Raw genomic sequence first — 12,912 nt, forward strand, 5'->3', positions numbered from 1 at the left:
CCCCGAGCGCACCAAGCGCCGCGCCGGGTGCGGTGCGACTACCGCACTGCGTGCGGAAGTTCCTACGTCGGCAGCCCCACCGCCCGTTCCCCGTTCCGGCGTTGTTGAATGACGACGGCGACGACCAGGAGGGCCCCCTGCGCGACGTTTTGCCAGAACGAGTTGACGCCGACGACGTTGAGGCCGTTCTCCAGCGCGCCGAGGAGGAACACGGCCAGGAGCGTGCCGCCGACGCCGCCCTTGCCGCCCTTGAGGGCGCAACCGCCCAGCGCGGCCGCCGTGATGGCCTTGAGTTCCAGGCCCTCGCTGCCGGAGGTGGGCTGGCCGGATCCGGTGCGCGCGGTCAGGATGACGCCGGCGATCGCCGCGACGACGCCGGCGAGGGCGTACACGGACACCAGATACTTGTTGATGTTGATGCCGGCGAGGCGCGCGGCGGTGTCGTTGCCGCCGATCGCGTAGATGTTGCGGCCGATGTCGGTGTACTTGAGCAGGACGTGCACGGCGACGGCGACCACCGCCAACGTCCAGATCTGGACGGACAGTCCGAGGATTTTGCCCCGGGCGACGAAGATGAAGAAGTCGTCGCCGAGCACGTAGCCCTGGGCCCGTCCGCCCGCGAGGAGTTGGGCGACACCCTTGTACGCGGCGAGGGTGGCGAGCGTGGCGATGACGGGGTTGACCCGGCCGTACACGATGACGATCCCGTTGACCACGCCCGCCGCGATGCCGACGCCGATCGCGGCGAGGATGCCGAGGGCGGCATTGCCGTCGGTGGAGGTGAAGGCCATGGCGCTGACGACGGAGGCGACGCCGGCCTGCGAGCCGACGGAGATGTCGAGCGCGCCGCAGACGATGACCACGGTCTGGACCACGGCGAGCAGACCGGTGACCGCGACCGTGTCGCCGATGACGGTCATGTTGGCCCTGGTGAGGTAGCCGTCGTCGAGCCAGGTGAACGTGCCGACGACGACGATGAGCGCGCCGATGAGGCTGGTGTTCTGCGCGCCGACGGCGCCGGCGACCCGGCGGGGCAGCGCACGGACGTGGGCGCCGCCGGCGGACGTGGCGGGCATCGGCGGCGGCGCGTCGGTCGTGGTGGTCATGTCGGGTTCCCCTGGGTCGGTTCGGCGAGGTCGAATGCCATGGCGAGGGCGAGGACGGCCTCCTCGTCGGCGTCCGCGCGGTCGAGTTCGCCGGTGATCCTGCCGTTCTGCATCACGACGACGCGGTCCGCGAGGCCGAGTACCTCGGGCAGTTCGGAGGAGATGACGAGGATGGCGACGCCCGCCGCGGCCAACTCGTCGATCAGGCGGTAGATTTCGGCCTTCGCGCCGATGTCGATGCCGCGCGTGGGCTCGTCCAGGATCAGGATCTCGGGTCGGCGGGCGAGCCGGCGGGCGAGGACGACCTTCTGTTGGTTGCCGCCGGACAGTTTGCGCACCTCGTGGTCGAGGGACGGGGTGCGTATGTCGAGGCGGTCGACGAACTCCTGTGCGAGAAGCCGTTCGCGGCGCGCGCCGACGAAGCGGAAGCGGCGCAGCCGGTCGAGGACCGCGACGCCGATGTTGTAGCGGACCGAGCCGGTCAGGAACAACGCCTGCGCCTTGCGCTCCTCGGGCGCGTAGCCGATGCCCGCGCGCACGGCGTCGCGGGGGGTGCGCAGGCGCAGCGGCCGGCCGTCGACGCGTACCTCGCCGGAGCGGATGGGTACGTCGCCGACGAGCGCGGCGGCGAGTTCGGATCGGCCGGCGCCGACCAGCCCGGCGAGGGCGACGACTTCGCCCTCGCGGACGTCGAGGTGTACGTGCGAGACGTCGTCGGTGGTGACGTCGCGCACCTCCAGGACGACCCGGTCGCGCGCGCTGCGGTTGCGCGCGAACAGCGCCGACAGGTCGCGGCCGACCATCAGGCGCACCACCTCGCCCTCGTCGGTGCGTGCGGCGTCGCGGACGCCGGCCAGCTCGCCGTCGCGCAGGACCGCGATGCGGTCGGCGAGGCGGAAGATCTCCCGCATGCGGTGGGAGACGTAGACGACGGCGAGCCCTCGGTCGCGCAGGCGCCGGATGAGGCCGAAGAGCGTTTCCACCTCGTGTTCGGACAGCGACGAGGTCGGTTCGTCGAAGGCCAGCACCGCGGCCTCGGTGGTGAGGGCGCGCAGGATCTCGACGAGTTGGCGCTGGGCGGGGGAGAGTCGGGAGCCGAGGGTTTCGGGGGCGATGGCGTGTGCGAATCCCAGGCGTTCCAGGTCGGAGCGCATGCGCCGGTACAGGCCGGCGCGGTCGAGGAGGCGGCCCGGCTTGCGGGGCAGCGCGCCGATGTAGACGTTCTCCGCGACGCTGACGTGCGGGACGATCTCGGGTTCCTGGGGGATGACGCGGATGCCGTGCCGGCGGGCGTCGGCGGGGCTGTGCAGTACGCGGGGGGTGCCGGCGACGAGGACGCGGCCGCGGCCGGGGCGATGGTCGCCGTTGATGATTTTGATGAGGGTGGACTTGCCGGCGCCGTTCTCCCCCATGAGCGCGGTGACCGTGCCGCGGGGAAAGTCCAGTGTGATGCCGCGCAGGGCGTGGACTCCGGCGAAGTTTTTGTGGATGTCCTCGACGGCGAGCGCTGGGCCCGGGAGGTCGGGGGATGGGTTCTTCGTCATGGCTGGACCTCGAGGGCGTCTCGGGAGGTCGCGGCGGCCCGTGGGGGGACGCCGGGTCGCCGCGACCCGTACCGGGCGGTGCGGTCGGAGGTGACGGAGGGGCGGGGTCGTGGTGTCGACGTGCGCCGTGCCTCGGTGCGGCGGTGCTTCCGCGCGGGCGCGCCCCGGTCAGGGCCGGCGGCCGGCGGGGCGGCGGGGCGGTCGCGAGTCGGGCCCGATCACGTGCACTTGAGGCCGGATTGTCGCCAGTCGGTGGGGTCGACCATCTTCGTCGTCGCGAACGCCTCGGTGGGGAAGGCCTTTCCGTTCCTGAGTCGATCGACCATCGTCTGTACGGCGAGGCCGCCGACCTCGTAGCCGTTGATGAACAGCGCGGCCTTCATCCCGCTCGGCTTGCCGGAACCCCAGTCCTTGCAGGCCAGGTAGCCGCCCAGTCCCACGCCCACCACGTCGGCGGCACCGTAGCCGCCGTTCTGCAGCGCGGTGACCGCGCCGCTCACGTTCTCGTCGTTGCAGCCCCACACGATCCAGTGCTTCACCGAGCGGTTGCCGCTCATCGTGGCCGCGGTTTTGTTCTGCGCGTCGGGCGGGGTGTTGTCGGTGCCGACCTTGAGCACCTTGACGTCCGCGCCGGTGGCCTGCTTGAACGCCTCGCGGGCGGCGTCGACCCGGTCGGTGCACACGGTCACGTCCTGTTTCCAGGCGGCGATGATCGCGGTGTCGGCGGGATTCCAGCCCGACTTCCCGAACTCGTCGGCGGCGCGTCGGCCCACCTGGGTGCCCATCTGGGGGCCGCTGAAGCCCACGCGCGGGACGAGTTTGTCCTTGGCGCACTTGGTCGGGTCGGGGCCGGTGAGGCAGATCTGGTCGTCGGAGGCGAGCAGTGGTGCGCCGCCGTTGCCGGCGATGTCGACGACCTGCGGTCCCACGGCGGGGTCGGGTACGACGATCACGACGCCGTTGTATTTCTGGGCCATCGCCGCCTGGACTTCACTGACGGCCTTGTTGGTGTCGTTGCCGAGGTTGACGACCTTGAGGTCGACGCCGAGTTCCTTGGCCTTGGCGCGGGCGCCGTCCGCTTCGTCGACGAAGTACTGCTGGTCGCCCTGCTTTTGCAGGTAGGCGACCTTGATCGTGCCGGATAACGAAGCCGGCGGGCCCGAGGGCGAGCCGGGTCCGGCGTTGTCGTCCTTGCCGGACGAGCAGGCGGTGAGCGCCGCGGCGAATACGAACGCCGCCACCGTCGCGGCCGTCCGCCGGGTGCGTCTGCGGTGCGTCATGATCAGCCCCTGTGAAGGTCGGCGGCCTGCGAGGACCGCGGGGGAGTGCCGTGACCTGCGGAAGAGCGGGAGGTGCGCATCGGAATCTCCTCGCGCCCGGGGAAAGTCGATCTTGTCATCGAAACGTCGATCTTGAAATCGAACACACTATGCGTCGTATTCACTCGTAACGCGACTCACATATCTAGCAGTTCAAACATTAACCAACAAGACCCGATTTGGTAAAACTCCTGCCGCGAGCCCTCCTCACGTGCGGGAATGGCTGTGCGCACGCGCGTATTTCCCGATGCCGAAGTCGGGTTCGATAAACGAACACTGCTATGTTGGAAATTGTTGGATATCCAGGGGCGGGAGGATCGGGGATGCTGGCACGGCAGCGACAAAACACGATCTTGGAGATGATCGCCGATCAGGGATCCGTCCGGGTCGCCACGCTGGTGCGGAAATTCGGCGTCTCGGACATGACGATTCGACGCGACCTCGAGGTGCTGGCCGGGCAGGGACTGATCGCCAAGGTGCACGGCGGGGCGACCTCGCGGGACGGCAGCTCGACCGAGGAACCGGGGTTCGTCCGCAAGTCCGGGCTCCAGGCCGCGGAGAAGGAGGCGATCGCCCGGCGCGCCGCCGCGATGGTCGCGCCCAACAGCGCCATCGCGCTGTCCGCCGGGACGACGACCTGGACCCTGGCCCGGCAACTGGTCGACGTCCCCGGACTCACCGTGGTCACCAACTCGATTCCGGTCGCGGACGTCTTCCACCAATCGGGCCGCTCCGACCAGACGGTGGTGATCGTCGGCGGCGTGCGTACACCGTCGGACGCGCTGGTGGGCCCCGTCGCGGTCGCGGCGCTGCGCAGCCTCAACGTCGACATGCTGATGCTGGGTGTGCACGGCATCAGTCCGCGCGTCGGATTCACCACGCCCAACCTCCTGGAGGCGGAGACGAATCACGCCCTCGTACGCGCGGCCCGCCGCCTGGTCGTGGTCGCCGACCACACCAAGTGGGGCCTGATCGGGATCAGCACGATCGCCCAACTCGGCGACGCCGACACGCTGATCACGGACTCGGGCGTGCCCCAGGAGGCGCGCGAACAACTGGGCGAGCAGATCGAGGACCTCGTCGTGGTCGACCCGGTCGAGCCCGCCTCTTCCTGACGGGGCATCAGGCGACCGCCACCCTACGCGGGGTCGGTGCGCGGGGCCGCCGGCGCGTCCCGGTCCGTCGTCGGGAGCAGGGCGATGCCCGACCTGAGCCGCACGGCGCCCGGCAGATCCAGGCCGCATCGGCGACTGGCGACGACCGCCTCCCGCATGGCCAACGTGCCGGTGGTCGTGCAGGTGCCGCAGCGCAGTGACTCGAGGCGGGCTCGGCGCACGACCGCCAGCATGCCCTCGACCTCGAAGGCGACGGTGAGGCGGAGCTCCAGAGTGCCGACCCGGACACCGTCGACCGTCAGGTCCACGCAGGGACGATGGGTGGACGTGACCCGGTGGGTGGCCAGCGCGACGACCTCCTCGGTGTCCGGTGCGGCCCGGGTACGCCGCGCCGCCGCGACCAGTGCGCCGTGCTTGATCCATCCGGCGACCAGCAGGTCGACGAGATCCAGGCTCAGGAAGCCGTCGACCATCGAGGCGACCTCACGCTCGACGGTCCGGCCGGCGTCGTCCGTGAGCCCTCGGGCTCCGCGTCCGAGCATCGCGGCGACCTCGTGTTCGTGAGCCGCGTCGACCAGCGTTTCCGCGGCGGCCTCACCGTCGCCGCCGAACAGAAGTTCGCGTACGGACGCGGGAAGCGGCACGGTGTCGGTCATGGATCCACTTCCTCGATGGTCTGTTCACCGGGGTCCGGGCGCGGCTCCAGCCGCACCGTTCGGCTCGTTCCGCCCGTGTCCACGACGTCCCGCGCACCGTCGGACACGAGGCCCGATCGCATGACGGCGCGGACGTGTCGACGCGTCCAGCGTGGTCCGCGCCCCCGGCGGAAGACGCCCACGTAGCCCACGAGGGCCACCGCCAGGAAGACGCCGGCCGCCACGCTTCCGATCATCCAGCCCGAGCTCGCCCCGGCGCCGGTGCCCGGCACCGCGGTCGCCGAAGTACCGGTCGCGGTCGGCCGGGACGATCCGGCCCCGGCACCCGTCGCGACCTCGAACGGGGCGGAGGCGTCGACGCCGCCACACCGTGCCGAAACCTTGTGGGCCCCCTTCGACGCGTCCTTCGGGACCACGAGCCGGACGCTGAAGCCGCCTCCCTTCGGAGCGGCCGACACATCGCGAGCGGTGAGGGCGGCACCGTCCCACAGGACGTCGACCCGGGATCCGGGACCACACGCCGGGAAGCCCGACCCGGAGACCGTCACCGTCGTACCGGCGCCACCCTTCGCGGGGGTCAGGACCAGGGCCGGGCGCGATCGTGGATCGGGGGTGGTCGGGGGCGTGGTCCGGCCGGCCGGCGGTGCGCTCTTCGAAGGCGGCGGCGTCGTCCCCCGAGGACGCGGCGGCACGGGGGAGGGGCCATCCGGCGGATAGGTGACCGGTGGTGGTGGCAGAACCGGCGGCGGCGGAGGTGGAGGCGGTGGAGGTGGGGGTGGAGGCGGCGGTGGCGGAGGGGGCGGGGGCGGCGGCGGTGGCGCCGGCGGTGGGTTCGGCGCCACGTGGGTGTGCGCGTAGCCCGGCGGCGCCACGATCCCGGCGCCGACACAGAGCAGAGCACCCAACAACCCCGAGACCACGACGAGTCGCCTGCTTCGCCCGGTCCCCGGGCGTCGGGTGGGATCCTCGGACTCCATCACCGCCGTTGCCGATCCTTCCGCGTGTCCGCGACGCGAGAGCGGGCTCGCGACTCGATCAGGAGCCGTACGAAAGCGCGTTCGGGTGCGCGACGCACCGACGCGGCTCCCGTCCAGACAAACATGGGCCCGCACGCGTCGCATCCGGATACGCCGGTATGGCGCAGCGTCGCCCGGCGGCACCTCGATCGCGCGGATCGCGCGGATCGTGCGCGAGGTCGAGTGGAGCCACGAGCACCGGCTGCGCCGCTTCGCCGAGCAGGTGGGCCCGACGCCCGAGGCGAGTGCGCGGATCGAAATATGCGATGTTCAAATGTCTGACGTTTGTATGTATGCTCTTTCCATGAAGCAGATCAGCACACCGCGACGGTCGGCGAGCCTGGCCTCGCAGCTCGTGGACAGCCTTCGTTCGCACATCGAGGCGGGGGGATGGCCCGTGGGCACCCGGATCCCGCCGGAGCAGGCCCTCATGGAGGAGCTGGGGGTCGGCCGCAGCACGCTGCGGGAGGCGCTCGGCGCGCTCGTGCACCTGGGTCTGCTGGAAGCCCGGGTCGGGGACGGTACCTACGTCCGCGCGTCCAGTGAGCTCCAGTCGATCATGGTGCGGCGGGCGGGTTCCGCACAGCGGGACAACGTTCTCGAACTGCGCACCGTCCTCGAGGAGTACGCCTCGGGGGCCGCCGCCCTGCGCCGCACCGAGGAGCAACTGAGCCAACTGAGGGAGCTGTTGGCCGACGCCGACGCGGCCTGCGCCGGGGCGGACGTCGCCGCGGCCGGGAACGTCGACGCGCTGTTCCATCGGGCCGTCGTCCGGGCGAGCGGGAACGACCTCCTGATCGAGGTGTACGACCACCTCGGCACGGCTCTCACCGCCCACCTGGGCGGCCTGTCGTGGGACACCGCCGGCGCCGAGAGGCATGCCGCCCTGCACCGGCGGCTCGTCGACGCGATCGAGGCGCGGGACGAGAGCGGCGCGCGCGACGCGGCGGCCGCGATCGTCGGGCTCACCCGCGACCACGAGGCCGAGGTGTCCCGGACGGCGGAGGCGAAGTGAGCACGCGGTCGTCGATATCCCGCCCGCCCGCCGCCGCGACGTCGCCGACCATCGACAGGACCCCGCCCGCCGTGTCGATCGGGCTCGTCTTCGCGATCTGCCTCGTGGCGGCCAACCTGCGCACGAGTCTCACCGGTGTCGGAACCCTGCTGCCGGCGATCGAGCACGGCAGCGGTCTGACCGCGACCTGGGGCGGGCTGCTGAGCACCCTCCCGCTGCTGACCTTCGCCGCGACATCGCCCCTGGTGGCCCGGGCCTCGCACCGGTTCGGCAGCGCGCGCCTGCTGGTGGCCGCCCTCGGCGCGCTGACCGTCGGCACCGTGGTCCGCTCGCTGCCCTCCGTGACCTGCCTGTTCGCCGGGACCGTGATCCTGTCCGCCGCCATCGCGTTCGGCAACGTGCTGCTGCCCGCGCTGATCAGGCGCAGCGTGCCGGCGCACCGGATCCAGGGCGTCAGCGCCCTCTACATCACGGTCATGGGCGTCACGGCCGCGGTCTCCTCCGGCATCTCCGCGCCGCTTTCGCACACCCTGCCGGGTTCCTGGCACACCGCTCTGGCCTGGGGTGTCGCGTTCGGTGTCGCGGCGTTCCTCGTCTGGCTGCCCCGGATGCGGGGCGACAAGCCGCAGACCGGCGAGGTCGTGACCCGCACTCCGGTCCCCTGGCGGTCGCGACTCGCCTGGCAGGTCGCCATGTTCATGGGCCTGCAGTCCCTGGCCTTCTACACCGCCGTCGCGTGGCTGCCCAGCATCCTGATCCACCATGGCGCCGGCAGCACCACGGCCGGATGGATGCTCTTCCACTACCAGGTGGTGTCGCTGGCCTCCGGCAGTCTCCTGCCCCTGTTCACCCGGGGCCGTCACGACCAACGCTGGACCGCGGCCGGGGGTTCGGCCGTGGTGGCCGCCGGCTTCGTGGTGCTGCTGACCGCCCCCGGGCTGTCCGTCGTCGCGTGCACCCTGCTCGGTCTGGGTGGTGGTGTGTGCCTCGTCCTCGCGCTGACCTTTCAGAGCCAACGCGCCGGCAGCGCCGGCGAGGTCGCCGCGCTGGCGGGCATGGCGCAGTCCATCGGTTACCTGGTGGCGGCGTCGGGGCCGCTCCTCCTCGGCATCCTGCACGACGCCACGAACAGTTGGACACTGCCGCTCGTGGTCCTGGTCGTGCTCTGCGTCGCGATGGCGGCCGCCGGGTACGGCGCGGGCCGGGATCGCCAGGTGCGGTACTCCGCTCCTTGACGAAGTGGGCGTGCGCGTCGGGTGCGGCGCGCACGCCGGCGGCCGCGGTGTTCCCGCGTCGACGGCCCGCCCGCACCCGTCGCCGGCGGGCCGGGGGAGTGATCACCCTCCTTCGAGTTCCACGCGCACGGTGGCGCCGGGGCAGAGCGTACTGGTCAACGGGGCGGGCGGCGCGGTGGGCAGCCTCGTGGTACAGCTCGCGGTCGACGCGGGAGCGAACGTCACGGCGGTGGACGCGCCGCGGCACGCGGACCGGCTTCGGGGCTACGGTGTGGACCGGGTCGTGGGTCCCCTCGATCTCGCCGAGGGTCCGGCCGCCGTGGGTGGTCCGTTCCATGTCGTGGTCAACCATGTGCGGGTCTCGCCGGAGGAACTCGCGCGGTTGTCGGACTACGTCGCCGACGCCGGGGTCGCGGTCAGTACGGCCGGGCCGATTCCCGAGGATCCCGCCCGGTCGGTGCGCAGCGCGAGCCTGTGGGTCCGCAGTGACGCCGGCCGGCCGAGCTGGTCGCGAGGGTGGATGCCGGCAGGCTGCGGCTCCACATCGCCTCCCGTCGCACGGTGGCCGAGTTGGCCGCGGTGCACGAGGACGCCGGGGCCGGGCGGCTGCCGGGGAAGACGGTTGTGATCGTTCCCTGACCCGAAGCGGCCCGGCCCGGCCCGGTCGACGGGGTCGGCGCGGTTCGTGCGGAGCGCGGGTGCCTCGACGGGTGCCCGCGCTTCGTTGTTCGACGGTGAGGAGTCGAACGTGCCCGGTTCGGTCGGGCGGAGTGTCAGCCCAGTTGGGTGTAGCGGGTCAGGGCGGTGCGGAAGGAGGTCGGGTGTACGGCCAGGGGGTCGGTGTAGGGGTTGCGGAGCTGCAGGACGAACAGGACGGCGAAGGCGATGATCGCGCCGACGAAGGCCAGGGCGGTCGCGTGGCGGCGGTCCGCGGTCGGGCCGACCAGGGCCGGGAAGACGATCGCGAACACGCCGGTGACGATCATGGCGACCGGGAGCACGATCGGGGTGATCGAGGACGGGTCGGCGAGGCGGGCGTGGCGTTTGACGTACAGGTCGGCCACCGCCGCCTCGGTGTCGGCGGTCCGGTCGTGCGCCGTGGCGGCCAGGGCGGCGACGCGGGAGGCGATCAGGTCGAGTTGGCGCCACGCGCCGGGGGTGTCGTGCCCGTCGGCCAGTGCCGGCCACTCCTTGTCGATCACCGTGTGGGTGTAGTCGCGCAGTCCGGCGCGCACGGCCTCGCGGTCGGGGGCCGGGAGCGCTCCGGCCGCCGCGTAGGTCTTGGTCAACACCCGGGCCTCGTCGCTCGCGTGTTGGCGGACCGTGGCCTGGAGCTCCCACGCGCCGACGATCTGAAAGCTCGTCAGCAGCACGAAGGAGGACAACACGGCGCCACCGCAGAAGGACAACAGTTGACCGTCGGTTCCGCTCGACCTCGTCTTGTCGGCACGGCTCAGGAGCACGAGGGCGCCCGCCGCGACGCCGGCGCCGAGCAGGGCGGCGAGGATCCACAGGATCACGGGCGCACCCCACGTCGGCTCGGGCCCGGCAGCAGCGCGGCGAGGGCGGCGGGCAGGATCGATACGACGAGGGCCGGGACGAACCCGTCGGCGAAGCCCGGAAGCGCGGCGTCGTCGTCGGGCGGCGCGGCGGCGAGTCGCGAGGGCCGGGACGCGGGCGGCGGTTCGGCGGTGGGCGCCCGGGTGTTCGGCGGCTCCGGGGTGGGGGCCGCTTCGACGGGGGCATGGGCGCGGGCGGGGGTGTCGGCGCCGGCGGGCGTGGCGGGAGGCGGCGCTCCGGTGCGGCTCGGCGCGGCCGAGGCCCGCTCGGCCGCCGGCGGGCGGGTGCTCGGCGGACGGGACGGCCGGGCCGCCGGGGGCGATGTGGCGGGCCGGCTCGGACACCCGCATCCGGGTCGTACGGTCACCGCGACGTCGTCGCCGATCCGGACCGAGGTCACCACCCCCGGCTGATACACGACGTGCACCCGGCCGGCGTGTACCTCCGTGCGCGTCGCGCCGGGCCCGGTCCCGTCGGGTGGTCGGTCCTCGGCCGGCACGGTCACCGCGACGGCGTCGTCGGCCGACGCCTCGAACGCCGCACCGCTCGCGGCCAGGACCGGCAGACAGACGCACACCACCAGCAGACACCGAGCCGCGCATCGAGGGTTGCCCATGGCATCAGAGTGACCACGCCGTCTCGACGCACCATGACGAACACGATCGAAACCCCACCTTCGAGTGACATACCGCGAGGGCGGGCATCCGCCCGTCCGCACCCGCCGCGACGAGTAACCGTTCCGGGCGGCGTGTGTGGCGCCAGGCGCGGCGACCGGCCGGCCCACCACCGGGAATCCGACGGCCCACCCCATCAGGCAAGGACATCGCGGTGCGACGGCCGCGGAAGCTTCCGCGCCCCCACACACTCCGAACGCGGGCGACGCCGCGGTGGGAGCGCGGCGCGACGATCCCGAGCCGCCGGTGCCCTCCGGCGACGAAACCGGCCGACCGCATTGCCGACGCGACCCACCACAGGGGCGGAACGGGTCCGCTTGTAGGGGACTCGCCGTGCCGGTGAGGGGTGGGTCGGGGGTTGGGTGGGGGTGCGGGGGCGGGGATGCTGTCGCCATGCGTGTTGCTCTCATGACGTCGGGTTCCCAGGGTGATGTCGCTCCGTTCACCGGCCTGGGGGCCGGGCTGCTCGCCGCCGGGCACAAGGTGACCCTGGTGACGCACGGGCGGTTCGAGCCGTTGGTGGCGGATACGGGGATGCGGTTCCACGCGTTGCCGATCGATCCGCAGGAGCAGATGCGTTCGGAGAAGGGCCGGGCGCTGCATCGCAGTAACACCGGCGCGGGGAAGCTGGTCCGTGTCTTGGCGCTGGCCCGTTCGTTGGCGTGCGAGATGGCCGACGGTCTGGTCGAGGCCGCGCAGGGGCACGACGTGATCGTGGCCTCGGCGTCGTTGGCGCCCGCGGCGAGCACGATCGCCCTGGGCCTGGGGGTGCCGTGCGCGGGGGCCTATTTGCAACCGCTGCACCCCACGCGGGAGTTCGCGCCGGCGATGGTCTCGGAGCGTTCCCTGGGAGGGGTGGGCAATCGGCTGGCGGCGCATGCCGTCGACGTCGCCCTCGACCGGGTCTACACCGATGTGACCCGCGACCTCCGCGAGCGCCTGGGGTTGCCGGCGGCCGGCCCGACCACGGCGCGCCGGGCACGGGAGCGTCGAGGCTGGTCGGTGGTGTACGGGTACAGCCCGATCGTCGTGCCGCGGCCCGCCGACTGGCGTCCGGGGTTGGACCCGGTCGGCTACTGGTGGCCGTACGACTCGCGCGAACTCCCCGCGACGGTCGAGGATTTCCTTCGGGCCGGTCCGCCGCCGGTGTTCGTCGGCCTGGGCAGCGCCACCGTTCCCGATCCCCGACGGGTCAGCGAGCAGGTCGTACGCGCGCTGCGGGCCGCCGGTCTGCGCGGGATCGTACAGCGAGGGTGGGCCGATCTCGGCGCCACGGGCGACGACATGCTCACCGTCGACGACGTCCCGCACCACCTGCTGTTCCCCCGCGTGGCCGCGGTCGTCCACCACGCCGGGGCCGGTACCGCCGCCGCCGGGCTGCGTGCGGGAGTGCCGAGCGTGCCCGTGCCGATCCAGTTGGACGGCGCCTTCTGGAGTGATCGACTCGTGCGACTCGGCGTCGCACCGGCCGCGGTGCCGCTGCGTCGACTCACCGCGGACACCCTGCGGGCGGCCCTCGTCGAGGCCACCGGTCAACCGCGCTACCGCGACCGCGCCGGCGCGATCGCCGCGCGGCTCGCCGCGGAGGACTCCGTCGGACCCGTCGACGCGTTGGTGGGCCGGCTCGCGGGCGGCGGCGGGGCGAGTCGTCGCGGTTGACCGCGATCGGTCG

General features: G+C 72.5%; 12 protein-coding genes. 5 read left to right on the top strand and 7 right to left on the bottom strand.

All coding sequences use genetic code 11. The features are described 5' to 3' along the window. Positions 1–62 precede the first annotated feature (62 nt). From EMA17_RS17035 to EMA17_RS17045, 3 genes are all read right to left on the bottom strand, one after another. Positions 63–1,106, bottom strand: a complete 1,044-nt coding sequence (locus EMA17_RS17035; protein ID WP_126637872.1) for an ABC transporter permease — start codon at positions 1,104–1,106, stop codon at positions 63–65. Continuing rightward, positions 1,103–2,650, bottom strand: a complete 1,548-nt coding sequence (locus tag EMA17_RS17040; protein WP_126637873.1) for a sugar ABC transporter ATP-binding protein — start codon at positions 2,648–2,650, stop codon at positions 1,103–1,105. The genes EMA17_RS17035 and EMA17_RS17040 overlap by 4 nt, the downstream gene beginning before the upstream one ends. Before the next feature lie 218 nt (positions 2,651–2,868). Next, complete coding sequence (locus EMA17_RS17045; RefSeq protein WP_126637874.1) at positions 2,869–3,930, bottom strand: substrate-binding domain-containing protein; 1,062 nt, start codon at positions 3,928–3,930, stop codon at positions 2,869–2,871. A 362-nt stretch (positions 3,931–4,292) separates the two neighbouring features. Here EMA17_RS17045 and EMA17_RS17050 point away from each other — a divergent pair, with 362 nt between their 5' ends. Next, the gene (locus EMA17_RS17050; RefSeq protein WP_126637875.1) at positions 4,293–5,084 is read left to right on the top strand and encodes a DeoR/GlpR family DNA-binding transcription regulator; all 792 of its coding nucleotides are present in this window, start codon (positions 4,293–4,295) and stop codon (positions 5,082–5,084) included. Positions 5,085–5,107: 23 nt separating this feature from the next. On the opposite strand, the gene EMA17_RS17055 is transcribed toward EMA17_RS17050, so the two are convergent. Beyond that, entirely contained in the window at positions 5,108–5,740 is a 633-nt protein-coding gene (locus EMA17_RS17055; protein WP_126637876.1) for a hypothetical protein, read from the bottom strand. Beyond that, positions 5,737–5,976, bottom strand: coding sequence for a hypothetical protein (locus EMA17_RS52555; RefSeq protein ID WP_170222180.1), 240 nt, complete (start codon positions 5,974–5,976; stop codon positions 5,737–5,739). Before EMA17_RS52555 ends, EMA17_RS17055 begins: the two co-directional genes overlap by 4 nt. A gap of 1,084 nt (positions 5,977–7,060) precedes the next feature. On the opposite strand from EMA17_RS52555, the gene EMA17_RS17065 reads away from it, so the two are divergent. The 3 genes from EMA17_RS17065 (at position 7,061) to EMA17_RS17075 (ending at position 9,634) form a co-directional block, all read left to right on the top strand. After that, entirely contained in the window at positions 7,061–7,771 is a 711-nt protein-coding gene (locus EMA17_RS17065) for a FadR/GntR family transcriptional regulator (RefSeq protein WP_126637877.1), read from the top strand. After that, positions 7,768–9,006 (top strand): CynX/NimT family MFS transporter, encoded by a 1,239-nt coding sequence (locus tag EMA17_RS17070; RefSeq protein WP_126637878.1) that lies wholly within the window; start codon positions 7,768–7,770, stop codon positions 9,004–9,006. Before EMA17_RS17065 ends, EMA17_RS17070 begins: the two co-directional genes overlap by 4 nt. 130 nt (positions 9,007–9,136) lie before the next feature. Next, on the top strand, positions 9,137–9,634 hold the full coding sequence (locus tag EMA17_RS17075) for an MDR/zinc-dependent alcohol dehydrogenase-like family protein (RefSeq protein WP_246126716.1): 498 nt from the start codon (positions 9,137–9,139) through the stop codon (positions 9,632–9,634). A 145-nt stretch (positions 9,635–9,779) separates the two neighbouring features. On the opposite strand, the gene EMA17_RS51785 is transcribed toward EMA17_RS17075, so the two are convergent. Further along, positions 9,780–10,526: a bestrophin-like domain gene (locus tag EMA17_RS51785; RefSeq protein WP_160161430.1), complete on the bottom strand. Its 747-nt coding sequence runs from the start codon at positions 10,524–10,526 to the stop codon at positions 9,780–9,782. Then, complete coding sequence (locus tag EMA17_RS51790) at positions 10,523–11,182, bottom strand: hypothetical protein (RefSeq protein ID WP_160161431.1); 660 nt, start codon at positions 11,180–11,182, stop codon at positions 10,523–10,525. Before EMA17_RS51790 ends, EMA17_RS51785 begins: the two co-directional genes overlap by 4 nt. A gap of 451 nt (positions 11,183–11,633) precedes the next feature. On the opposite strand from EMA17_RS51790, the gene EMA17_RS17085 reads away from it, so the two are divergent. Beyond that, positions 11,634–12,899: a nucleotide disphospho-sugar-binding domain-containing protein gene (locus EMA17_RS17085; RefSeq protein ID WP_246126717.1), complete on the top strand. Its 1,266-nt coding sequence runs from the start codon at positions 11,634–11,636 to the stop codon at positions 12,897–12,899. Positions 12,900–12,912 lie beyond the last annotated feature (13 nt).

Source organism: Embleya hyalina (genome assembly GCF_003967355.1).
Lineage (GTDB): Bacteria > Actinomycetota > Actinomycetes > Streptomycetales > Streptomycetaceae > Embleya > Embleya hyalina.

Bases quoted from the DNA above. Each gene is read 5' to 3' on its own strand.
- EMA17_RS51790 (WP_160161431.1), bottom strand. From the start codon at position 11,182: ATGGGCAACCCTCGATGCGCGGCTCGGTGTCTGCTGGTGGTGTGCGTC.
- EMA17_RS17050 (WP_126637875.1), top strand. From the start codon at position 4,293: ATGCTGGCACGGCAGCGACAAAACACGATCTTGGAGATGATCGCCGAT.
- EMA17_RS17085 (WP_246126717.1), top strand. From the start codon at position 11,634: ATGCGTGTTGCTCTCATGACGTCGGGTTCCCAGGGTGATGTCGCTCCG.
- EMA17_RS17040 (WP_126637873.1), bottom strand. From the start codon at position 2,650: ATGACGAAGAACCCATCCCCCGACCTCCCGGGCCCAGCGCTCGCCGTC.
- EMA17_RS17065 (WP_126637877.1), top strand. From the start codon at position 7,061: ATGAAGCAGATCAGCACACCGCGACGGTCGGCGAGCCTGGCCTCGCAG.
- EMA17_RS17055 (WP_126637876.1), bottom strand. From the start codon at position 5,740: ATGACCGACACCGTGCCGCTTCCCGCGTCCGTACGCGAACTTCTGTTC.
- EMA17_RS52555 (WP_170222180.1), bottom strand. From the start codon at position 5,976: ATGATCGGAAGCGTGGCGGCCGGCGTCTTCCTGGCGGTGGCCCTCGTG.
- EMA17_RS17035 (WP_126637872.1), bottom strand. From the start codon at position 1,106: ATGACCACCACGACCGACGCGCCGCCGCCGATGCCCGCCACGTCCGCC.
- EMA17_RS17045 (WP_126637874.1), bottom strand. From the start codon at position 3,930: ATGACGCACCGCAGACGCACCCGGCGGACGGCCGCGACGGTGGCGGCG.